The organism is Actinomyces timonensis DSM 23838, assembly GCF_000295095.1.
GTDB lineage: Bacteria > Actinomycetota > Actinomycetes > Actinomycetales > Actinomycetaceae > Actinomyces > Actinomyces timonensis.
In genome coordinates this window covers 253,934-275,556 of the sequence record NZ_JH806633.1, presented here as the reverse complement: position 1 = coordinate 275,556, position 21,623 = coordinate 253,934, and the positions used below count along the sequence as shown (strand labels likewise).

The 21,623-nt window shown below is 73.4% G+C and carries 17 protein-coding genes; 8 read left to right on the top strand and 9 right to left on the bottom strand.

What is annotated here, in order from left to right:
- The first annotated feature begins 19 nt into the window (after positions 1–19).
- Positions 20–160 carry a hypothetical protein gene (locus A1QA_RS15915; RefSeq protein ID WP_017178332.1) on the top strand — a complete coding sequence of 47 codons (141 nt, stop codon included), beginning with the start codon at positions 20–22 and terminating at the stop codon, positions 158–160.
- A 6-nt stretch (positions 161–166) separates the two neighbouring features.
- On the opposite strand, the gene nrfH is transcribed toward A1QA_RS15915, so the two are convergent.
- Together nrfH and A1QA_RS0107700 are read right to left on the bottom strand one after the other, a co-directional pair.
- The gene (gene nrfH / locus A1QA_RS0107705) at positions 167–676 is read right to left on the bottom strand and encodes a cytochrome c nitrite reductase small subunit (protein WP_208853909.1); all 510 of its coding nucleotides are present in this window, start codon (positions 674–676) and stop codon (positions 167–169) included.
- A gap of 163 nt (positions 677–839) precedes the next feature.
- Positions 840–3,470, bottom strand: a complete 2,631-nt coding sequence (locus tag A1QA_RS0107700; RefSeq protein WP_017178330.1) for an Rne/Rng family ribonuclease — start codon at positions 3,468–3,470, stop codon at positions 840–842.
- Positions 3,471–4,034: 564 nt separating this feature from the next.
- On the opposite strand from A1QA_RS0107700, the gene A1QA_RS0107695 reads away from it, so the two are divergent.
- The 5 genes from A1QA_RS0107695 to A1QA_RS0107675 all read left to right on the top strand — a co-directional run bounded on the left by A1QA_RS0107695 (position 4,035) and on the right by A1QA_RS0107675 (position 12,308).
- Positions 4,035–5,534, top strand: coding sequence for a cytochrome ubiquinol oxidase subunit I (locus A1QA_RS0107695; protein ID WP_017178329.1), 1,500 nt, complete (start codon positions 4,035–4,037; stop codon positions 5,532–5,534).
- Positions 5,535–5,581: 47 nt separating this feature from the next.
- The gene (gene cydB, locus A1QA_RS0107690; protein WP_017178328.1) at positions 5,582–6,712 is read left to right on the top strand and encodes a cytochrome d ubiquinol oxidase subunit II; all 1,131 of its coding nucleotides are present in this window, start codon (positions 5,582–5,584) and stop codon (positions 6,710–6,712) included.
- A gap of 85 nt (positions 6,713–6,797) precedes the next feature.
- Entirely contained in the window at positions 6,798–8,597 is a 1,800-nt protein-coding gene (gene cydD, locus A1QA_RS0107685; RefSeq protein ID WP_017178327.1) for a thiol reductant ABC exporter subunit CydD, read from the top strand.
- A complete protein-coding gene (gene cydC, locus A1QA_RS0107680) occupies positions 8,594–10,408 on the top strand; it encodes a thiol reductant ABC exporter subunit CydC (RefSeq protein ID WP_017178326.1) in 1,815 nt (604 codons plus the stop codon). The genes cydD and cydC overlap by 4 nt, the downstream gene beginning before the upstream one ends.
- On the top strand, positions 10,401–12,308 hold the full coding sequence (locus tag A1QA_RS0107675) for a GAF domain-containing sensor histidine kinase (RefSeq protein WP_017178325.1): 1,908 nt from the start codon (positions 10,401–10,403) through the stop codon (positions 12,306–12,308). Before cydC ends, A1QA_RS0107675 begins: the two co-directional genes overlap by 8 nt.
- 35 nt (positions 12,309–12,343) lie before the next feature.
- On the opposite strand, the gene A1QA_RS0107670 is transcribed toward A1QA_RS0107675, so the two are convergent.
- The 5 genes from A1QA_RS0107670 to coaD all read right to left on the bottom strand — a co-directional run bounded on the left by A1QA_RS0107670 (position 12,344) and on the right by coaD (position 15,753).
- Positions 12,344–13,000 (bottom strand): response regulator, encoded by a 657-nt coding sequence (locus A1QA_RS0107670; RefSeq protein WP_026048793.1) that lies wholly within the window; start codon positions 12,998–13,000, stop codon positions 12,344–12,346.
- Between the two features lie 134 nt (positions 13,001–13,134).
- A complete protein-coding gene (gene rnc / locus A1QA_RS0107665; RefSeq protein WP_017178323.1) occupies positions 13,135–13,929 on the bottom strand; it encodes a ribonuclease III in 795 nt (264 codons plus the stop codon).
- The gene (locus A1QA_RS0107660) at positions 13,929–14,486 is read right to left on the bottom strand and encodes a YceD family protein (RefSeq protein WP_017178322.1); all 558 of its coding nucleotides are present in this window, start codon (positions 14,484–14,486) and stop codon (positions 13,929–13,931) included. Before A1QA_RS0107660 ends, rnc begins: the two co-directional genes overlap by 1 nt.
- 106 nt (positions 14,487–14,592) lie before the next feature.
- A complete protein-coding gene (locus A1QA_RS0107655; protein ID WP_017178321.1) occupies positions 14,593–15,138 on the bottom strand; it encodes an ATP synthase subunit B family protein in 546 nt (181 codons plus the stop codon).
- 57 nt (positions 15,139–15,195) lie between these two features.
- Entirely contained in the window at positions 15,196–15,753 is a 558-nt protein-coding gene (coaD, locus tag A1QA_RS0107650; protein ID WP_017178320.1) for a pantetheine-phosphate adenylyltransferase, read from the bottom strand.
- Positions 15,754–15,861: 108 nt separating this feature from the next.
- Between coaD and rsmD the strand changes: the two genes are divergently transcribed.
- Positions 15,862–16,437, top strand: a complete 576-nt coding sequence (gene rsmD, locus A1QA_RS0107645; protein ID WP_017178319.1) for a 16S rRNA (guanine(966)-N(2))-methyltransferase RsmD — start codon at positions 15,862–15,864, stop codon at positions 16,435–16,437.
- A gap of 21 nt (positions 16,438–16,458) precedes the next feature.
- Here the strand turns inward: rsmD and A1QA_RS0107640 are convergent, their stop codons facing one another.
- Both A1QA_RS0107640 and A1QA_RS0107635 read right to left on the bottom strand, forming a co-directional pair.
- On the bottom strand, positions 16,459–18,828 hold the full coding sequence (locus A1QA_RS0107640) for an ATP-dependent DNA helicase RecG (RefSeq protein WP_017178318.1): 2,370 nt from the start codon (positions 18,826–18,828) through the stop codon (positions 16,459–16,461).
- A gap of 17 nt (positions 18,829–18,845) precedes the next feature.
- On the bottom strand, positions 18,846–20,651 hold the full coding sequence (locus A1QA_RS0107635) for a DAK2 domain-containing protein (protein ID WP_017178317.1): 1,806 nt from the start codon (positions 20,649–20,651) through the stop codon (positions 18,846–18,848).
- Between the two features lie 244 nt (positions 20,652–20,895).
- Between A1QA_RS0107635 and rpmB the strand changes: the two genes are divergently transcribed.
- A complete protein-coding gene (gene rpmB, locus A1QA_RS0107630) occupies positions 20,896–21,087 on the top strand; it encodes a 50S ribosomal protein L28 (RefSeq protein WP_017178316.1) in 192 nt (63 codons plus the stop codon).
- Positions 21,088–21,623: the final 536 nt, after the last annotated feature.

The window sequence follows — 21,623 nt, the reverse complement described above, 5'->3', positions numbered from 1 at the left end:
CAGCGCCACGAGCAGCGCCATGAACACGGGCCCGGCGAAGAAGGAGCGCTTGCGGCCCTCCTCACCGGAGTCCGCGTCCTTCGCTGGGCGCTTGGCGCCGTCGCGCTCGACCTCCGCTGCGAGCTCCTTCGAGCTCTCGTCGGCGGTGTCCATGGCCTGATCCTCTCTACTCATGGCCGATCCCGGAATGGCAGTGCACGCAGTCGTAGACCTCGTTGCGGTTGAGGGCCCCGTGGCGCATGTCATCGGTGACGTCCGCGTGGCAGTGCACGCAGGCCTCATTGGCGACATCCATGTTGACGTCCCGGATGACGATGTTCTCGGGGTAGTCGCCGGTGGTGAACTTCAGGCCGTGGAGGAAGCCGTCCTCCGCCTTCACCCAGTACTTGTGGACGATGTTGTCATGCGGCAGGTGGCAGTCGCCGCAGGTGGCGCTGTGCCGGTGGTGTCCCGCCTGCCAGGACTTGTACTGGTCCTCCATCACATGGCAGTTGACGCAGGCCTTCGGGTCGTTACTGAGGTAGGAAAAACCCTTGGCGTACACGAAGGTGTAGGCCATGAGGCCAATGAGAAGACCGAGTGCGAACGCCACGATCCAGCGCAGGATCGCGGCGATCCCGATCCTCCTGACGGTGGCCGCCGCCATGGCCCCTCCCCACGACTCTGTGCTCGGCACCGGGGGCAATCCCCCCCCCGGATGATGGCATTGCGTCATCTCATCCCATGGTAGGGGATCTCCAGGGATCCGCCGTCACAATAAGGAGGTCAGATCAGATGTTCTCGACGTCGACGCCCGCGATACGCCCGGGCGCTGGGACCTTGGCCCTGACCAACCAGTATCAGTCGGCGTCGGCCGCCGGGGAGGCCTCCTGCGCGTGCTCGTGGGCGTGCTCGGCGGCAGCGGCGATCTGGGCGAGGGCGCCGCGGACGGCGGCGCGCGCTGCCTCGTCGCCACCGGCCTCCTCCGGCTGGTCGGGGCGGGGGGAGCCGGCCTTGCCAGAGACGTGATCCGGGGACTTCGCCGAGCCCTCCTTGTTCTTGCGCCCCTTGCGGCCCGAGGAGCGGGAGCCCGAGGCCGACATATCCGCCTGCTGGTTCTCGACGGGGCTCTCGTGGACGATGAAGCCACGACCCCCGCAGCAGTCGCAGGGGGTGGAGAAGGCCTCGACGAGTCCCTGGCCGACACGCTTGCGCGTCATCTGCACCAGGCCGAGCGAGGTGACCTCGGTGACCTGGTGGCGGGTGCGGTCCCGGCCCAGGCACTCCACGAGCCGGCGCAGCACGAGGTCCCGGTTGGACTCCAGGACCATGTCGACGAAGTCGATGACGACCATGCCGCCGATGTCGCGCAGGCGCAGCTGGCGGACGATCTCCTCGGCCGCCTCGATGTTGTTGCGGGTGACGGTCTCCTCCAGCGTGCCCCCCGCGCCGGTGAAGCGCCCGGTGTTGACGTCGATGACGGTCATGGCCTCGGTGCGGTCGATGACCAGGGTGCCGCCGCTGGGGAGCCAAACCTTCCGGTCGAAGCCCTTGGCGAGCTGCTCGTCGACGCGGTGGGCGGTGAACACGTCCTCCGGCTCCACCCAGTGCTGCAGGCGATCGGCGAGATCGGGGCTGAGCTCGGTGACGTACTCGGAGATGGTGCGCCAGGCCTCGGGCCCGGAGACGACGAGCTGGCGGAAGTCCTCGTTGAAGACATCGCGGACGACCCGCAGCGCGAGCTCGGGCTCGCCCTTGAGGAGGACCGGGGCCTTCCCCGAGCCGCTCAGGACCGACTTGGCGCGCTTGTCGATCGAGGCCCACTGGTCCACGAGGCGCTTGACGTCGGCGGCGAGCTGCTCCTCCGAGGCCCCCTCGGCGGCGGTGCGCACGATGACGCCGGCGGAGTCGGGGACGACGCGCTTGAGGATCTTCTTGAGGCGGGCGCGCTCCGTGTCCGGCAGCTTGCGGGAGATGCCGGTCATCGTGCCGCCCGGCACGAGGACGAGGTAGCGGCCGGCCAAGGTGATCTGGCTGGTCAGGCGCGCCCCCTTGTGTCCGATGGGGTCCTTGGTGACCTGGACGAGGACAGTATCCCCGCTGGAAAGGGCATCCTCGATCCTGCGGGGCTTGCCCTCCATGCCCGCGGCGTCCCAGTTGACCTCGCCGGCGTAGAGCACCGCATTGCGGCCCTTGCCGAGATCGACGAAGGCGGCTTCCATGGACGGCAGGACGTTCTGCACGCGGCCGACGTAGATATTGCCGACCATCGAGGCCTGCGTATGGCGGGCGACGTAGTGCTCGACGAGCAGACCGTCCTCGAGGACCGCGATCTGGTTGAGCCCGTCCTGCTCGCGCACGATCATGCGACGGTCGACGCTCTCGCGGCGGGCGAGGAACTCGGCCTCGGTGACGATCGGGCGGCGGCGGCCCGCGGCACGGCCCTCCCGGCGGCGCTGGCGCTTGGCCTCCAGGCGGGTGGAGCCCTTGAGGGCGGTGACCTCGTCGCGGATGTCCCTGCTCCGGGACTCGCGGGGCTCGCGGTCCGAGCGGCTGCGGGAGCGGCGACGGCGACGGCGGCGCGAGGAGCCGCCCTCATCGGAGCTCTCGGCGCCGTCGGGGTCCTCCGCGCCATCCGCGGAGCCACTGGCCTGCTGGTCGTCCGGCTCCGCGTCGTCGGCGTCCTCGGAGCTGGGGGCGTCGTCGCTGGAGCCGTCCTCGGCGCTGTCCTGGGCGGACTGGCCACGGGAGCGGCGTCCCCGACCACCACGGCGGCGCTTGCGCTTTCCCTGGCCGGCATCGGAGTCGGAGGAGTCGTCAGCGCCATCAGTCTCACCCGCGCCCTCGGCGGGCTGGGCGGACTCGTCCTCGGCGGGGATCGACGAGTCCTGGGACTCCTGGGGCTCAGCCCCGTCGGCATCGGCAGCGGTGTCCGCCGCCTTCTTCTTGCGCGAGCGGCGCCGGCTGGGCGCGGGCTCGTCAACATGCTCGGGCGCGGAGGCCGGGGCGGTCGCCTTGCGGCGACGGCGCCCCTTGCCCGAAGAGGCGGAGGCCTCCTCGGAGGCGGAGTCGGGGTCCTGCTGGCCCGCCGCATCGGCGCCCTCGCCGTCGTCGCCCTTGCCGCGCCCGCTGGCGGGCTGCTCGGCCGCGGGGACCTCCTGGGGGGTCGTCGTCGCCGAGGAGGCTCGACGACGGCGCTTGGCGCGGGACGGGTCGGGCGCCTGGAAGAGGAGGGAGGCGACGGGCAGCATCGGCTGATCGTCCTGCGAGGCCGCCTGCCCATCGACGCCGGAGCCCGCCTCGGTCGCGGCGGCGTGCCGGGAGGTCTTCTTCTCAGCTTGGGGAGCGGGAGCGGCCTCGGGGGCGGCGGCGGCCGCGGTGGCCTTGCGACGGCGGCGCGGAGGCGCGGCGGGCGACTCCGCGGGCTCGGCGGCCTCCTGGAGCTCGACGGCCTCGGCAGCGGCGTCAGTGGTCTTCTTGGCTCGTGGCATCGTGATGCACTCTCCGGATGCCCGCGCGCCGCCCGTACTCGCGGCGCCGGGGCGCTGTCAGCTCCTCGATGAGGAGCAGAGAAAGTCTGCGTCTGCGCCGTGAGGCGCCGGCTCGTCATGGCACCCGCTCGGCACGGGAGTGCGGCGGCGCGCGATGCGGCGCAAGTCTCCACTGCCGGGGTAGCCGACGAGGCTCGGACTCCGACCGCCTGTACGAGGGCGCTCGGGGCCGGGCCAGAGTATTCCATATCGCCAGCCCTGGGCAGCGCGACCGGGCCGACAGTCTTCGAGGTGTAGAGCACTCCGACCGCTCCCGGCACTCCGCGCTCTCCGGGTGCTCCGACCCGCGCGCCGCGGGGAAGGCGGGGCCACGGGCGGCGCCCGAGGCGCTCATGGGGACCGCCATTGAGCGCGGTTGGGCGCCAGGGCGCCTCGCGGCGCCGGAATATACAGACACAGCGTCAGTCGGTGGCCTACACTCAAACCAACCCAATCCCTATACGTGGCGCCCACCCAATGTGGCACTACTTATATATCCGTTCATCTTCTCCGAAAGGTGCGCTCATGGCCCTCGCACCGATGGCACTGGACTCCCTCGACCTGGCCCGCTGGCAGTTCGGCATCACGACGGTCTACCACTTCGTGCTGGTCCCGCTGACGATCGGCCTGGCGCCACTGGTGGCGCTCATGGAGGCCCTGTGGATCCGCACGGGCAACGAGCACTGGAAGACCGCCACCAAGTTCTTCAGCAAGGTCTTGCTCATCAACTTCGCCCTCGGCGTCGCCACGGGCCTGGTCCAGGAGTTCCAGTTCGGCATGAACTGGTCCGAGTACTCGCGCTTCGTGGGCAATATCTTCGGCGCGCCACTGGCCTTCGAGGCCCTCGTCGCCTTCTTCCTGGAGTCGACCTTCCTGGGCCTGTGGGTCTTCGGATGGGATCGCCTGTCGCCCAAGATCCACAACCTGTGCATGTGGATGGTGGCGCTGGGCACGCTCTTCTCAGCGTCCTTCATCCTCGCGGCGAACTCCTGGATGCAGCACCCCGTGGGCGCCATCGTCAACGCCGAGACCGGCCGCGCCGAGCTCGATGGGCTCAGCGGCTTCCTCGAGGTCATCACCAACCGCATCTTCATCACCACGGTGCTGCACGTCATCACCTCCTCCTTCCTCGTGGCCGGCGCCGTCATCCTTGGGGTGTCCGTGTGGTGGATGACCAAGGCGGCCCGCGCCAACCAGGATGTCGAGGCGCGCGAGCTGTGGCGCCGCCTCACCCGTTTCGCCGCCATCACCATGATCGTCGGCGGACTGTCCGCCGCCGGCTCCGGCCACTTCATGGGCCACCTGGTCGTCGAGGAGCAGCCCGCCAAGATGGCGGCCGCCGAGGGCCTGTGCGACACCGAGTCCGGCGCCCCCTTCACGGCGGTCGCCTTCGGGGACTGCGAGTCCGGCATGAGCCGCTTCATCTCAGTGCCCAAGGTCTACTCCTTCATGGCCACCAATGACTTCGACGCCGAGGTCATGGGCCTCAACGACGCCCAGCACATGTACTCCGCCCGCTACGGCTCCACCGACGCCGCCGGCAACCGCATCGACTACACGCCCAACGTCATGGCCGTCTTCTGGTCCTTCCGCCTCATGATCGGGCTCGGCATGGCCTCGATGACCCTCGGCTTCCTGGCCCTGTGGCTGACCAGGGGCGGGCGCCTCATCACGCGCCCATCGCTGGGCAGGGCGGCGCTGTGGACCATGGGGCTGCCCTTCCTCGCCAGCTCCTTCGGCTGGATCTTCACCGAGATGGGCCGCCAGCCCTGGGTGGTCGTCCCCAACCTGGCCGACCCGGTCACCGACGTCTTCCTGCGCACCTCCAACGGCGTGTCCACAGCGGTGTCCTCGACGACGGTGCTCACCTCGCTCATCGTCTTCACCCTCCTGTACGCGGCCCTCGGGGTGGTCTGGTTCATCCTGCTGCGCCGCTATGTCCGCGAGGGCGTGCCGACCCCGCGGACCGCGCCCGACGACGACGCCGCGACGGATGCCGGCGCCGTCCTGACCTTCTCGTACTGAGCCGCTTCACGGCACGCTAGGAACACCTAGGACACCAAGGAACTGCCATGTCACTCACCACCTTCTGGTTCCTCACCATCGCCTTCCTGTGGATCGGCTACTTCACCATCGAGGGCTTCGACTTCGGCGTCGGCATGATCATCAAAGCGCTGGGGCGCGATGAGCGCGAGCGCCGCGCCATGATGGGGGCCATCGGCCCGCACTGGGACGGCAACGAGGTCTGGCTCGTCACCGCCGGCGCGGCCATGTTCGCCGTCTTCCCCGAGTGGTACGCCACCCTCTTCTCCGGCGCCTATCTCGCCCTGCTGCTCATCGTCGTCGGCCTCATCGTCAGGGTCTGCGCCATCGAGTGGCGGGGGAAGATCAACTCCCCCCGATGGCACAACGCCTGGGACTGGGCGCACACGCTGTCCACCCTCATCCCCGCCCTGCTGTGGGGCGTCGCCTTCGCCAACATGGTGCGGGGCATGAAGGTCGAGGTCGTCGAGACCGCCACCGGGGCGCCCGTGGACCCGGCGCATGTCCCGGCCGATTCCCTCATGCGCGGCGCGGCGCACCAGATCACCGGCGGGTTCTTCGACCTCGTCACCCCCTTCACCCTCTTGGGCGGGGTCATGATCTGCCTCCTGTTCATCACGCATGGGGCGATGTTCGTGGCCCTCAAGACCGCCGGCGACTTCTCGCGGCGGGCCGAGTCCTTCGCGGCGCGCTCGGGCATCGCCTCGGCGCTCGTCAGCCTCATCTGGGGGGCGTGGGCGCAGGCCGCCTACTCCCCCAACGGCGCCGGCTGGCTGGTGCTGGCCGTGGCCATCGGCTCGCTGGCCGCCTCGCTCGTCATGGCGCACCGGGGCCGGCAGGGCTGGGCCTTCGGCCTGCACTTCGCGGCCATCGCGGCCGTCACCGCCCTCATCTTCGTGGCCATGGCGCCCGACGTCATGCGCTCCTCGATCAACTCGGCCTACTCGCTGACGATCACCCAGGCGGCAGCGGAGCGCACCACCCTCATCCTGTGCACGGTGGTCGCCATCCTCCTCATCCCCACCGTCATCGCGTACACGGTGTGGGCGTACCACGTCCTGTCCAAGCGGATCAACGTGGAGGCGATCGATCCGGCCGCCGGTGGCCTGCACCCCACGAAGGTGCGCGACTCCTCCCTGCCCGAGCCGGCCGCCTACTGAGCGGCGCGCCTGAAACCGCTCCTGACCGGGGCCGGGCGGCGAGGGACTCCATGCCCCCGCCGCCCGGCCTCCTAGGATTGAGCACGTGAAGCCCCTTGATCCGCGCCTCATGCGCTACGCCCGCTCGGCGCGGCGCTACATCATCACCACGGCGGCCACGGGGGCCCTCACCGCGATGCTCGTCGTCGCGCAGGCCTTCCTCATCGCGCGCGCCATCGCGCCTGTCATCACGTCGGGCGGCGCCCTCGACGGAGCGCTGGCCCTCATCGGGGGGATCGCCGTCGTCGTTGCCGCCCGCGCCCTCATCGTGCGCGCGCAGGAGGCCCTGGCGCACCGCGCCGCCACCCGCACGATCATCGAGCTGCGGCGCCGCGTGCTCGTCCACGCGGCGGCGCTCGGGCCGCGATGGCAGGCCTCGCACGGCGCCGACACCGCCACCCTGCTCACCCGGGGGCTGGACGACCTCGAGCCCTACTTCGTCCGCTATCTTCCCCAGCTGCTCCTGGCGGCCACGGTCACGCCCGCCACCGGGCTCGTCATGCTCACGCAGGACTGGGCATCCACGGTGGCCGTCGCGATCGCGATCCCCCTCATCCCGATCTTCATGATCCTCATCGGGCGCCTCACGCAGGCGCACTCCGAGGCGCGCCTGGAGGCCATGGAGCGCCTGGGGTCGCAGGTGCTCGACCTCATCGCGGGCCTGCCCACGCTCAAGGCGCTGGGTCGCGAGGCGGGGCCCGCCAAGCGGGTGAGGGCGCTCGGCGACGCCTACAACGCCACCACGATGTCCACCCTGCGCGTGGCCTTCCTGTCCGGCGCGGTCTTGGAGTTCATCACCACGCTGTCCGTGGCGATCATCGCCGTCGAGGTCGGCTTCCGGCTCCTGTACGGGGACCTCGACCTGGCCACGGGCCTGCTCGTCATCATGATCGCCCCGGAGGTCTTCAACCCCCTGAGGCAGGTCGGCTTCCAGTTCCACGCCTCCGCCAACGGGGTGGCCGCCGCGAACGCCGTCTTCGAGATCCTCGATACCCCCATCCCCGAGCGCGGCACCGCGCCAGTCCCCTCCCTCGCCACCGCGACGATCCGTATCGAGGACCTCTCCGTTGCCGCGCGCGGGGCATGGGCACCCCACCGCCTCAGCGCGGTCATCCGCCCCGGGCGCCTCGTCGCGCTCACCGGGGACTCCGGGGCGGGCAAGACCACCACCTCCCAGGTGCTCCTGGGCCTGCTGCCCGCCGACAGGGGCCGCGTCCTCATCGAGGAGGAGGGGGCCTCCCGCTCCCCCGGCTCCCCCGCCGGCCCCGCGGGCGGGCAGGCCACCCAGGCCGCCCGCGCGCCGATCGACCTGGCGGAGATCGACCCCGCCAGCTGGTGGGAGCAGATCTCCTGGGTCCCCCAGCGGCCCGCCATCCTGCCCGGCACGCTCCTGGCCCACGTCCTGGGCGAGGACGAGGCCGCCCAGCTGGCCGCCTCCGGCGCCCCCATCCCCGACGCCGCCCGGCGCGCCGCCGCGAGGGCGGGGCTCGACGAGGTCATCGCCTCCCTGGATCGCGGATGGATGACGCCGATCGGCCAGGGCGGGGTCGGACTGAGCATCGGGCAGCGCCAGCGCCTCGCCCTGACCCGCGCCCTCCTGGCGCCCACGCCGCTCGTGGTGCTCGACGAGCCCACCGCCCACCTCGACGCCGCCAGCGAGGCCCATGTGCTGCGCGCCGTCGAGGCGCTGCGGGCGGACGGTCGCACGATCGTCGTCATCGCCCACCGCCAGGCCCTCATCTCGATGGCCGACGACGTCATCGAGGTCCGCTCGGCCCATGATCCAGCGGCCGGGCCCGACGCCCGCGAGGCGGCCACCGCGAGCGCGGCGGGTGAGGCGAGATGACCCGCCTCACCGCCCCCCTGACCGCCGACGAGAGGCGGGCCCTGCGCCGCGCCGTCGACCTGCTCGGACTCGACCGCCGCCGCTTCGCCCTGTCCGTCCTCGCCGGGTCACTGGGCCTGGGCAGTGCCGTGGGCCTGGCGGCGGTGGCCGCCTGGCTCATCGCGAGGGCCGCCCAGATGCCCGAGATCGCGGCGCTCGGCGTGGCCCCCGTCGCGGTGCGGCTCTTCGGGGTCTCCCGCTCGGTGCTGCGCTACTGCGAGCGCCTAGTCTCGCACTCCACTGCGCTGCGGGGCATGAGCTCACTGCGCTCCCGCCTCTACGAGGCCCTGGCGGCCTCCCGCACCGACACGGTCGCCGGGCTGCGCCGGGGGGATGTGCTGGCCCGTGTGGGAGCGGATATCGACGCCGTCGGGGACCTCGTCATCCGCGCCTACCTGCCCATGGCGATCGCGGCGGCCGTGAGCGCGGGCACCGTGGCCGGCATCATGATCGTCCACTGGCCCGCCGGGCTCATCCTCGCCGCCAGCCTGGCGCTGTCGGGGATCATCGGGCCGGCGATCACGATGCGCGCGGCACGCGCCGCCGAGCTGGCGCGCCAGGAGCAGGCCACGGATCTGTCCGCCCATGTGCTCACCGCCCTCGAGTCCGGCTCCGAGCTGAGCGTCTCGGGGCGGATGCCGCGCCTCCTGGAGGCCCTCGATCATGCCGAGGCGCATCTGGCCGCCTCCCGCGACGCGGGGGCCAGGCCGGCCGCCGCGGCCGCCGCCCTCGACGTCGCCGCCCAGGGCCTCGCCGTCCTCGGCGCCCTCGCCGTGGGGATCCCCGCGGTCAGCAGCGGGCGGCTCGCGCCGGTCATGCTGGCTGTGCTCGTCCTCGTGCCGCTGTCCGCCTTCGAGGCGGTGGCCGCCCTCGGCCCGGCCAGTGTGCAGCTCGTCCGCTCGGCCGGGGCGGCGCGGCGCGTCGTCGAGCTCGTCGAGGCCGCGGAGGCCTCCGCGGCACGCGTGCCCGATCCCTCGCCGCTGCCCCCAGTGGCCGACGGCGGGCCCAGCCTGTGCGCCCGCGGCCTGGCCGTGGGGTGGCCCGCGGGCCCGGTGGTGGCCTCAGGGATCGACCTCGACCTCGCCCCCGGGCGGCGCCTGGCGATCGTCGGGCCCTCGGGGATCGGCAAGACGACGCTCCTCCTCACCCTCGCCGGGCTCATCGAGCCCATGGCCGGCGAGGTCATGATCGACGGCGCCCCGCCCTGGGGAGCCGAGCGCCAGGACGTGGCCACCCGCCTCACGCTCACCGCCGAGGACGCCCACGTCTTCGACACCACCGTCCTGGAGAACCTCAGGGTTGCCGACGGGGCGCTCACGCCCGAGCGGGCCACCGCCCTCCTCGAGCGCGCTGGACTGGCCCCATGGCTCCAGGCCCTGCCCGAGGGGCTGGACACGATCCTGGGCACCGGCGCCACCGGCCTGTCCGGCGGGGAGCGGCGCCGCCTGCTCCTGGCCCGCGCCCTGGCCGCCCCCGCGCCACTGCTCCTCATCGACGAGCCCGGGGAGCACCTCGACGCCGCCACCGCCGACCGGCTCGTGGCCGACCTGCTGGGCGCCGGGCGGCGCGAGGGCCGGGGGGTCCTGCTCATCACGCACCGGTTGAGCGCCCTGGCCGGCGCCGATGAGATCCTGGTGCTGGGCCGCCGTGGAGGCAGCGAGGCCGCTCATGGCGAACCCGCCACCATCCTGGCCCGCGGCACGCATGATGAGCTCATGAGGACCTCGGAGGCCTACCGCTGGTCCCTCTCACAGGAGGACGCCGATGCCTGAGCACGAGGAAGCGCTGGACCCGCGGGGGCGGGGCCCGGGCGGGCCCCTGGCCTACGCCGTTCACGCCCACCAGGAGGGGGCGGCCGGGCCCCAGGGCGGCGAGCCGTCCTGGGAGCGCGCGGTCGACGTCGTCCAGGCCGCCCTGCGGCTGACCAGCTCGCTGCGGGTCACCGAGGCGCTGCGGCGCCTGGTGGACTCGGCGTGCTCGATCACCGGCGCCGAGTGGGGCACGATCGCCGTGAGCAAGGACGCCGTCGTCGAGCCCGAGGCGGCGGCTCCCCCATCGACCGGCAATGTCCCCACACTCATCGGGGACCAGCCCGAGATCCTCCAGCGGGTCCTCGGCGAGGCCCCCGCCTCCGGGGCGCCCGATGCCCCCGGGCTCGTGGACGGCAGGCCGGAAGAGGGGATCCCCCAGGGGGTCGTCGTCGTCAACGACCTGTCGGGGGCAACCGCGTTCACCGGGGCCATCGAGGGCGAGGAGTCCGGCTCCATGCTGTCGGTCCCGGTGCGCGCGCACGGGAGGCTCTTCGGTCGCCTCTACCTGGGTGACCGCCCCGGGGGCTTCGGGCGCACCGAGATCGACGCCGTCGTCACGCTGGCCGAGGCGGCCGCGATCGCCGTCGAGAACGCCCGCCTGTACCGCCAGGCCCGGGACCGCGAGCAGTGGATGGCCCTGTCCCAGGAGATCACGACCCTCCTGCTGTCGGGCGCCGAGCAGGACGACGCGCTGGGCCTCATCGCGCGGCGCGTGCGGGAGGTGGCCCACGCGGGCACCTCCGCGCTCGTCCTGCCCAGCGTGGGCGAGACCTGGATCTGCGAGATCGCGGACGGGAACCACGCCGATCGGCTCATCGGCACCTACTTCCCACCCGAAGGGCGCGCCATGTCCACCCTCACGCGGCGCACCGGCCTCACCGTCCCCTCGCTCATCGAGGCGTGGGGGGCGGAGGACCTCAAGGTGGAGGCGCTGGCGCGGTTCGGCCCGGCCCTCTACGCCCCCATGATCCACCGCGACCGGGGCGTCGGCGTCATGCTCCTGCTGCGCGAGCCCGGCGAGGCCCCGTTCACGCAGCAGGACCTGGAGATCGCCGAGCTCGTGGCGGGCCAGGCCACCATGGCCTTCGAGCTGGCCGACGCCCAGCACGCCGAGGAGATGGCCACCCTCCTCGACGAGCGCGCCCGCATCGGCCGCGACCTCCACGACCTGGCCATCCAGCAGCTCTTCGCGACCGGGATGCAGGTCACCGCCGCCAGGGACCGCCTCGGCAAGGCGGACATCGACTGCGACGCGATGCGCGCCGTCCTGGACTCAGTCCTGTCCGCCGTCGACGACTCGGTGAGCCAGATCCGCTCCATCGTCCACTCCCTGCGGGACCGCGACGAGGAGGTCGGGCTCGTGGAGCGGCTGCGATGCGAGGCCTCACTGGCCCGCACCTCCCTGGGCTTCGCGCCCTCGCTGCTCATCACCGTGGACGGCAGGGCCCTCACCGAGGAGGGCGGGGACGCCTACGGGGAGCTGTCCGGGGCGATCGCCGCGGCCGTGGACGACGACGTCGCCGACGACATGGTCGCCGTGGTCAGGGAGGGCCTGAGCAATGTGGCCCGTCACGCCCGCGCCTCCTCGGCCACGATCCACGTGCGGGTCAACGGCGTGCTGCCCGCCGGTGAGCGCGTGGAGGAGAACTGGGCGGGCACGACTTACCCTCTCGTGGCGATCGCCTGCAGGGACGACGGCGTCGGGGTGGACCCGGCGGTCACGCGCCGCTCGGGGACGGCCAATATGGCCGAGCGGGCCAGGCGCCACGGCGGCAGCTTCTCCATCGGCCCCAGGGCGCGCTCGGACGGGCCCCGGCGGGGGACGATCTTCACCTGGATCGCGCCGCTGGACCGCTCATAGCCCCTGGTGCTGCCCGCGCGGCCTCTGTTGCCGCCTCAGCTCTTGTTGCGCCAGCCGGAGGCCCGCTGCCCCGCCACCCAGGCGGCCACCTGGGTGCGGCGCTGGAGGCCCATCTTGGCCAGCAGGGAGGTGATGTGGTTCTTGACGGTCTTCTCCGCCACGCCCAGCTTCTCGCCGATCTCCCTGTTGGACAGGCCGTCGCCGATGAGGTCGAGAACCTTGCGCTCGGCGTTGGTGAGCTCGGCGGTGGGGTCGTCGTGGTCGGCGCGGCGCCGCGTGACCGTGCGCTCGTCCAGGAGGACGCGGCCGGAGGCCACCGCGCGGACGACGTCGCTGATCTCGGCGCCGTGGACGGTTTTGAGCAGATAGGCGCGGGCGCCGAGCTCAAGGGCCTCGGCGAGGGCCTCGTCGTCGTCGAAGGAGGTCAGGACGATCGGCAGGGCCGTGGGCACGGAGTCGCGGACCTCCCGCATGACCTCGATGCCGGTGCCGTCGGGGAGCTGGAGGTCGACGAGCATGACGTCGGGGCGCACGAGCTCGGCGCGGCGCACGGCCTCGGCCCTCGACCCGGCCTCGGCCACGACCTCCATGCCATCAGCGCGGTCGATGATCTCGGCGATCCCCCGGCGGACGATCTCGTGGTCGTCCACGATCATGACGCGGACTGTCCCAGGCGTTGCAGCATTCGGCATGTGCCCGAGATTAGCAGCGTCTGAGGACCTACGTCACACGTGCGGCCGGATGCCCGTGGGGCTGTCGGCGCCCGCGATCGCGCGCCGGGCGCGCGGGGAGGAGATCAGCGGCGGTCAGCGGCGGTCAGCGGCGGTCAGCGCAGCGGCTCGCGCTGGCCGTGGTTGGCCAGGTCCTCGCGCAGGGCGTCGTTGACACCGGGCAGGTCCAGGCCGCCATCGCCCTTGGCCGCCAGGATCGTGGCGTAGGCGGCCTCGGCGGCGGCGTGCTCGGCGATCTTCTTCGAGCGGCCCTCTCCCTCGCCCATCGCCACGCCGTCGATGATGGCGCGGGCGGAGAAGGAGCGGTTGTGGTCCGGGCCGACGCCCTCGACCTCGAAGGAGGGCAGCCCCATGGAGTGGGCGGCGGTGAGCTCCTGGAGGCTGGTCTTCCAGTCCAGCCCGGCGCCGCGGGTGCGGGCGGTGGCCAGGAAGCGGGAGACGAGCCTCTCGACGACGGCGCGCGTGGGCTCCAGCCCGGCCGTCAGGTAGGTGGCGCCGATGAGGGCCTCGACGGTGTCGGACAGGATGGAGGCGCGGTCCCTCCCCCCGGAGAGGGCCTCCCCCTTGCCGAGCTTGATGAACTCCCCCAGGCCCAGGTCGCGGGCGACGGCCGCCAGGGCGGGCTCGGAGACGGTGGCCGCGCGCATCTTGGCGAGCTGGCCCTCCGGGGACTCGGGGTGGGCGCGGAAGAGGCGCTCGGTGACGATGATGCCGAGCACGGAGTCGCCGAGGAACTCCAGGCGCTCGTTGGTGGGCAGGCCGCCGTTCTCGTGGGCCCAGGAGCGGTGGGTGAGGGCGAGGTCGAGCAGCTCGGGGTCGATGCCCTCGCCCCAGCGGAACAGGAGGGTCTCGACGTCGTCGCGGGCCGGCGGCGGGATGCGGCGCCCCATCAGCCCTGCTCCCCATCGGTGTCCGGCAGCAGCCCGGACAGCGCGGCCCAGCGGGGGTCGATGGACTCGTGGTGGTGGTCGGCGGGCAGGTCGTCGAGCCGCTCCCCGCACTGGGAGCACAGGCCAGCGCAGTCGGGGCGGCACAGGGGGCGCATGGGCAGGCCCAGGATGAGGGCGTCGCGCAGGGCAGGCTCGAGGTCGAGGGTGGTCTCCCCGGTGACGAAGAGGTCGTCGGCCTCCTCGTCCTCCTCATCGGCGCGGGCCTCGGCGGCCTTGTCGGGCAGGAGGTAGAGCTCGTCGAAGGCGATCTCGCGGTCCTCGTCGAGGTCGGTCAGGCAGCGCGCGCACTCGCCATGGATATGCGCCTGGGCCCGCCCGCGCACGAGCACGCCGTCCTCCATCGAGGCCAGGGTGGCGTCGACGACGAGCGGGCTGCCGGGCTCGGCGCCGATGAGCTCGGTCCCCAGGTCCTCGGGGGCGAGAAGGTCGAGGTGGATCTGCTTGGTGGCGCCGATGGCCGGCGGAAGGTCGAGGATGTCGACGACGAGTCCAGTCATGATTCCTCCAGGAGTGCGAATGCGCCGAATGTACTCGCCCGGCGGCGCTCCTCGCGCGCCCCGGCGCTGCGCGCCAGCGTGAGAAGCGCCCCTCGCGCGGGCCGCCTCACCAGGACGAGCGGCGCGAGTCGGCGGAGGCAGCCGAATCAGCGTCCCCGCCGCCGATGATGCCGTCCCAGGCGCCCAGGCGGGAGGCGAGGACCTCGCGCCCGGATCGGATCTGCTCGGAGATCTTGGCGACCTCGGCCTCCAGGGTCGCCAGGGAGCGGTCGGAGTACTCGTCGGCGCCCCGGCGCAGGGCCGAGGCGCGCTCCTCGGCGGCGGCGATGATCTCATCGGCGCGGTCGTTGGACATGCGCACGATGTTCTCCCCCGCCACGATCTGCTCGGCCTCCTCGTGGGCGTGAACGACGATGCGCTCGGCCTCGTCGTGGCTGCGGGCCAGGACGGCGTCGGCGTCGGCGACGATCGCCTGGGCGCGGTGGATGGCGGTGGGCACGGAGCGGCGGGCGCGGTCGATGAGGTCGAGGGCGTCGTCGCGGTTGACGATCGCCGAGGCGCTCATCGGCATGGAGCGCGCGGTGGCGATGAGCTCGTCGAGGGCGTCGAGGATGTCGAGGAGGTCGTCTGACGCGTCGTGCGGCTTGGTCACGGCTGAGTCCTTCAGGATGGGTCGGGCTGGGCGGTCTGGGGTGTCCGGGCGGCGGGGTCAGGGCCCAGGGGTGGCGGCCAGGCGCTGGGCGAGCGCGGTGGCGACGGCGGGCGGGACGTAGGGGGTGACGTCCCCGCCGTAGGAGGCGATGTCCTTGACCAGGGAGGAGGAGACGTGGGCGTGGGCCGGGGAGGCGATGAGCAGGACGGTCTCCGGCCCGCCGAGCTCCCGGTTGGCCAGGGCCATGGGCGCCTCGGCGTCGAGGTCGGTGCCGTGGCGCAGTCCTTTGACGATGGCCCTGGCGCCGCGCTCGCGGCAGAAGTCGGCGAGCAGGCCGGGGATGATCTCGACGCGAGCGCCCTTGATGCCCTCGACGGCGTCGCGGGCCAGCCGCAGGCGGGTGTCGATGTCGAGCAGGTGGCGCCCGGTCTTGGCCGCGTTGTGGGCGATGCCGAGGATGACCTCGTCGAAGAGGGCGGCGGCGCGGCGGACGATGTCCACGTGGCCCAGGGTGATGGGGTCGAAGCTGCCCGGGTAGACCGCCAGGGCGCTCGTGTGGGGCGCCACCGGCGGGGACGGTGGGGCGGGCTCGGACGGCGCGGACAGCACGGACATGGTGCCACGCTAGCGGCGGGGCTGGCGCGCGTGCGGGACGCGCGCCGGGAGGACCCGAGCGGGCCCACGAGGGCCCCTGCGGCCGGGGCGTCGCGTAGGCTCCGGCCCATGACGAGGATCGTGGCGGGCAGCGCTGGCGGGCGGCGGATCGAGGTGCCGGCGGCGGGGACGCGCCCCACCTCCGAGCGCGTGCGCGAGGCCCTGTTCTCCCGGCTGGAGCACCTGGGGGTTCTCGACGGCGCCCGCGTGCTGGACCTGTGCGCGGGCTCGGGCGCCCTGGGGCTGGAGGCGGCGAGCCGGGGGGCCGCCGAGGTGGCGCTCGTCGACTCCGCCAAGGGCGCGGTGACCGTGTGCCAGCGCAACGCGCGCTCGCTGGGGCTGGCCGGGGTGCGGGTGGTCAAGGCCAGCGCCGCCGGCTACCTGGCCGGGGCCGCCGGGGCGCCGGTGGACCTCGTGCTCATCGACCCGCCCTACGGCATGGACTCGGCGGCCCTGTCCGAGATCCTCGCCCCGCTGGCGCGCGAGCGGGACCCGTGGCTGGCCGAGGGGGCGGTGGTCGTCGTCGAGCGGGCCACGCGCTCGGGCGAGCCGGACTGGCCCGCGGGCCTGCGCCGCTTCGCGTCCAAGAAGTACGGCGAGACGACCGTCTGGTTCGCCGAGCCCTCCGGCGAGGACTCGGATTAGACCAAAGGGCGCGGGGCGCTCTTAGGAGCGCTCGAGGTAGGCCTGGGCCTCGTCGTCGAGGCGGTCGGCGATGGCGGCCGCGAGCGCGCGGTGCCGGGCGAGCCCGGGATCCGCCGCGATGATGGCCTCGGCCTGGGATCGGGCGCGCTCGATGAGGGCGGCGTCGTGGCGCACCCGCAGCAGGTCGAGGTCGCTGCGGCGCCCGGACTGCGCGGCGCCCAGGACATTGCCCTCGCTGCGCAGCTCGAGGTCGGCCTCGGCCAGGGCGAAGCCGTCGAGGGTGGAGGCGAAGGCCCGCAGCCGGTGGTAGGCGGGGGAGCCGACCTCGGCCCCGGTGACGGCCATGCACACCGAGGGGCGCTCACCACGCCCCACGCGCCCGCGCAGCTGGTGGAGCTGGGACAGGCCGAAGCGGTCGGCGTCGAGGATGACCATCATGGTGGCCTCGGGGACATCGACGCCGACCTCGATGACGGTGGTGGCCACGAGCACGGGCGCGGCCCCGGAGGCGAAGGCGCGCATGGCCGCGTCCTTCTCCGCCGAGGTCATGCGGCCGGTGAGGGCTCCGACCCCGGCCCCGCCCAGGGCGGGCTCGGCGGCGAGGCGCTCGGCCCAGTCCTCGACGGCGGCCAGCGGCCGGGCGGGCGCGCCCTCTCCTCCCCCGGCGAGGCCGTCGAGCAGGTCCGCCCCCGCCCCGGCCGCGAGCGGCTCCGGGGCGTCCTCGGCGCCGTCGTCGCCGGCCTCGATGCGCGGGCAGACCACGTAGACCCGGCCGCCGCCCGCGATCTCGGTGGCGGCGCGGCGCCACAGGCCCTCCACCCAGGAGCGCCGCTCCCAGGGCACGAGGAAGGTCTCGACGGCGCTGCGCCCGGCGGGCAGCTCGTCCAGCACGCTCGTGGACAGGTCCCCGAAGACCGTCATCGCGATGGTCCGCGGGATGGGGGTGGCGGTCATGACGAGCAGGTGGGGGGTGCGGACCTGTCCGGTGGCGGGGTCGGTGATGCCGGGGCGCTCGCGCAGGGCGTCGCGCTGGGCCACGCCGAAGCGGTGCTGCTCGTCGACGACGACGAGGCCGAGGAAGGGCATCTGGACGGTCTCGGAGAGCAGGGCGTGGGTGCCGACGACGATGCCGGGCTCGCCTCCGGCCAGCGCCGCGAGGATGCGGCGCCGCTCGGGGGCGGGCGTTGAGCCGGTGAGCAGGTGGAGGGCGGTGGTGGGTGCGGGCGGCTCCCCGGGGGCGGTGAGGAGGGAGGACTCGAGGGTGCCGGCGCTGGCCAGGGGGCCGAGGAGCGCTGCGAGGGAGTCGCGGTGCTGGGCGGCCAGCACCTCGGTGGGGGCCAGGAGGGCGGCCTGCCCTCCCCCGCCGACCACCTGGGCCATGGCGCGCAGGGCGACGAGGGTCTTGCCGGAGCCGACGTCGCCCTGGAGGAGGCGCTGCATGGGGGTGGTGGAGCCCAGGGCGGCGGCGAGCTCGTCGCCGACGCGCCTCTGGCCCTCGGTGAGGGTGAAGGGCAGGGAGTCGTCGAGGGCGGCGCGCAGGCTGCCGCTCGCCTCGGGCTCGGGCCAGGCGACGGCGGTGCGGCTGGCGGCGTGCTCGGCACGGCGCTGCGCGAGGGCGGTCTGGGTGACGAGGGCCTCCTCGTAGCGCAGGCGGGCCCTGGCGGCCTTCCACTGGGAGGCATCCTGGGGCGTGTGGACCCACTGGTAGGCGGTGAGGGCGTCGATGAGGTCCTCGGCCTGGCGCAGCTCGTCGGGGATGGGGTCGGGGACGTCGTCGGGGCCGAGCTGGTCGAGGATGGTGCGCACGGCTTTGGCGACCCGCCAGGAGGGCAAGGCGTCGGTGGCGGGGTAGATGGGGACGGGGCGGGCCAGGAGGGCCTCGCGCTCGGCGTCGTCGAGGTCGGTGAGGACCTGGAAGCGGGGGCTGGCGAGCTGGCGCCGGCCCTGGCGCATGCCGACCTTCCCGCTGAGCAGGACGGTGGAGCCCGGGGCGAGCTGGGCGGCGTAGGCGCTCATGAGCCCGGGGGCCCCGAAGAGGACGACGTCCATGAGGCCGCTGCCGTCGGTGACGGTGGCCTCGAGGATGGCGGGCGGCCGGCCGGAGCGGGTGCGGCGGGAGGCCGAGCGGACGACCTCGGCCTGGAGGGTGGCCTGCTCGCCCTCGGCGAGGGTGGCGAGGTCGGTGAGCTCGCCCCAGGTGTCGTAGCGGCGCGGCAGGAGGCGCAGGAGCCCGGCGACGGTGGTAGCGCCCTGCTTGGCGAGCTGGTCGGCGGTGCGCTTGCCCAGGACCTTGTCGAGGGGCCGGAGCAGGAATGGGACGGAGCCGGGCGGGCGGCTGGTGGCGCGGGGGCCGGGCGCGCTGGCGGGGCCGGGAGAGGGGCGCGGGGTCATGGGCGCTTCCTCGGGGCTCACTCGAAGGCGAGGAGGACGTCGGGGGTGGGCTGGTCGCCAGCCAGGACGATGACCTCGATGGCGTCGCCGCCGTCGCCCTCGCCGCCGTAGGGGTCGCTGACAGCGCCGGTGGGGCGGGCGGCGGCCTCGCGGGCCATGAAGCCGACGTCGGGCAGGGCGGAGCGCCCGAGGATGACGGTGAGGATCTCGTCATCCGCCCGCAGTGAGGCGGCGACGGCGCGGGCGACGGCGTCGGGCTCGGCGGCGGCGCCGCTGAGGGCGGTGGTGCGCACGTGGGCGGCGGCGCGCCAGGCGCGGCGGGCGAGGTCCCCGATCTGAGCGCCGTCCCGCTCGACCTGACCGGCGAGAGCCACGGTGGCGGCGAGGACCTGGGCCTCGTCGTCGGTGTCGCCAATGGTCAGGTGGGTGCCCTCTCCCCCGCCGGTGGCGGTTGCGGCCCTGGCGGCGAGGGTGCGGGCGGCTTCGTGGGCGGCGGTGGTGGCGTCGTCGTCACAGGGAAGGACGATGACCTCGTCGGCGCCGAGGTCGCCGGCGGCCCGGCTGATGCCCTCGCGCCGGGGGTCGAGGACGACGGCGGCCCCGGCGCGGGCGAGCTGCTCGATGAGGCCGGGGGCGCGGGTGCAGGCGATGACGCCGATGCGCGGGGTGGTGCGCGGATGGGCGGGGCGCGGGGCGGGGCCGCTGGCGCTGCGGCGGGCACGGCGCGCGGCGAGGCGCTCGAAGGAGACGACGTGGCTGTCCCCTCCACCGGCCTCCAGCCAGGGGGCGGGCGGCTCGTCGGCCGGGGCGATGAGCGGCGTGGCGTGGAGGTGGTGGACGCAGATCTGGCGGGCGCGGCCAGTCTTGGGCAGGGCGGCGCGGGGGGTGTCGGTGTGGACGTGGACCTGGAAGAGGCCCACGCCGAGGGCGTCGGGGGTGCCGACGACGCCCACGGAGTCGCCGATGCGCTCCAGGGTGGCGCGCAGGCGCTCGGCCTGGGCGCTGGTGGCCTCCAGGAGGTACATGACCTCGAACTCGCCGGTGGACATGCCCTCGGCGTCCGCGCCCGAGCCCTGGTGGGTGGCGCCGCCCGCGGCGAGGTCGGTGAGCATCTGGAGGGCGACGTCGGTGGCCGGACTGGGGGCGGGGCCCGGGCCCACGGGGAGGCTGACGGTGTCGAGGGTGTCGGCGAGGCTGGTGAGCAGGAGCATGAGGGCGGCGCCGCCGGCGTCGACGGGGCCGTGGCCGAGCCCCCCGGTCTCGACGACGCTCTCCTGGGCGCCCAGGGCGGCGGCGATGGCGATGAGGACGGGGGTGGCGGGTTGCTGGGGCCCTGCGGAGGCGAGGGCGTCGCGGGCCGAGGAGGCGGCGTCGGCGGCCACGGTGAGCAGGGTGCCGGTGACGGGCCGGGAGACGGCGGACCAGGTGCTGGAGGCCATCTGCTCCAGGGCGTGGACGAGCTCGACGGGGCGCAGCCCGGCGGGATCGGGGGCGCTCGCGCAGGTCTCGGCGAGCGCGGCGAGGGCCTGGGAGACGAGGAGCCCGGAGTTGCCGCGGGCGCCCCGGATGGCGCCGTCGGCGATGGCCCGGCTGGTCTGCGCGGCGTCGGCACCTGGTGGCAGGAGGGCGACGGCGTCGAGGGCGGAGCGCAGGGTGAGAAGGACGTTGGTTCCGGTGTCGGCATCGGGGATGGGGAAGACGTTGAGGGAGTCGACGAGGTTCCGGGAGCGCTCGGCGATGCCGGTCGCGAGAGAGAGCCAGCGGCGCAGGGCGGGGGCGTCCAGGCGGGGCGCGGGGCCCTGGTCGGTGGCGAGTGGTCCCATGCCTTCCCCTTCTTCCTACTGCGTTCTTCCTGGTGCGCCCGGCCGAGCGCGGCCCGTCCACGGTGCGGTGCCTGGGGCAAGGGTACCGTCGCCATGTGCCTGAGCCCACGCCGGCGCTGGTTGGGGCCTGACGCGCGGTTCCGCTATTGTGTCCTGGTTGCCTGAGGCTCGGCCTCGGGCGGTAAGACCTGGCGCGGGGCCGAGGAGGCCCCAGCGTTGAAGCAAGGAAGATCAGGAGAGATCCGTGGCTGCTGTGTGCGACGTCTGCGGCAAGGGCCCCATCTTCGGCAAGAGCGTCTCGCACTCCCACGTGCGGACCAACCGCCGGTGGAACCCCAACATCCAGCGTGTGCGCGCGCTCGTGAAGGGCGCCCCCAAGCGCCTCAACGTGTGCACGTCCTGCCTCAAGGCCGGCAAGGTCACGCGCAACGTCTGAGTGCGCGCCCGCCCGCCGAGGCTCATGATCGAGGCCGTCGCCCCACGGGGCGGCGGCCTTCGTCATGGGCCTATAGGACACTTTGTGTTGGTTTGAGGCCTGTTTTTCGTTGGAATCGCGGGGTTTTCTCGGGGCTTGAGTCGGTTCGCCCTGAGTTCATCCCCGGACATTCTGTGTTGGTCGGACACGGGTTTTTCGTTGCAATGTCAGGGAAAACCCGTGTCTTGACTCACTGATCGGGCAGTGGGGACCCGGACATGTCGTGTTGGTCAGGCTCCGTGTTTTCCTTGCGATGGCACCGGAATCAGCGTGGCGGAGTCAGGGGGCGGACCCCGCACGCGCCTGCCGGTCCTGGCCGTGCCGCCCGTGGGGTGGGGCCCACCAGCGTCGCGCCGCTGCGCGAGCGCGGGGGCGGGGTGTCACCCGTGCGAGCCCAGAGTGAGCCCGGGAGACAGGAGAGGCCTCCTCCGATAGGTGGCCGTCGTGGTCCTCTGGACGGGGGTTCGCCCCTCTGGCCGGGGTCTTCCCCCACTGGA

Bases quoted from the DNA above. Each gene is read 5' to 3' on its own strand.
- A1QA_RS15915 (WP_017178332.1), top strand. From the start codon at position 20: ATGAACACGGGCCCGGCGAAGAAGGAGCGCTTGCGGCCCTCCTCACCG.
- A1QA_RS0107700 (WP_017178330.1), bottom strand. From the start codon at position 3,470: ATGCCACGAGCCAAGAAGACCACTGACGCCGCTGCCGAGGCCGTCGAG.
- A1QA_RS0107695 (WP_017178329.1), top strand. From the start codon at position 4,035: ATGGCCCTCGCACCGATGGCACTGGACTCCCTCGACCTGGCCCGCTGG.
- cydB (WP_017178328.1), top strand. From the start codon at position 5,582: ATGTCACTCACCACCTTCTGGTTCCTCACCATCGCCTTCCTGTGGATC.
- cydC (WP_017178326.1), top strand. From the start codon at position 8,594: ATGACCCGCCTCACCGCCCCCCTGACCGCCGACGAGAGGCGGGCCCTG.
- A1QA_RS0107675 (WP_017178325.1), top strand. From the start codon at position 10,401: ATGCCTGAGCACGAGGAAGCGCTGGACCCGCGGGGGCGGGGCCCGGGC.
- A1QA_RS0107670 (WP_026048793.1), bottom strand. From the start codon at position 13,000: ATGCCGAATGCTGCAACGCCTGGGACAGTCCGCGTCATGATCGTGGAC.
- rnc (WP_017178323.1), bottom strand. From the start codon at position 13,929: ATGGGGCGCCGCATCCCGCCGCCGGCCCGCGACGACGTCGAGACCCTC.
- A1QA_RS0107660 (WP_017178322.1), bottom strand. From the start codon at position 14,486: ATGACTGGACTCGTCGTCGACATCCTCGACCTTCCGCCGGCCATCGGC.
- coaD (WP_017178320.1), bottom strand. From the start codon at position 15,753: ATGTCCGTGCTGTCCGCGCCGTCCGAGCCCGCCCCACCGTCCCCGCCG.
- rsmD (WP_017178319.1), top strand. From the start codon at position 15,862: ATGACGAGGATCGTGGCGGGCAGCGCTGGCGGGCGGCGGATCGAGGTG.
- A1QA_RS0107640 (WP_017178318.1), bottom strand. From the start codon at position 18,828: ATGACCCCGCGCCCCTCTCCCGGCCCCGCCAGCGCGCCCGGCCCCCGC.
- A1QA_RS0107635 (WP_017178317.1), bottom strand. From the start codon at position 20,651: ATGGGACCACTCGCCACCGACCAGGGCCCCGCGCCCCGCCTGGACGCC.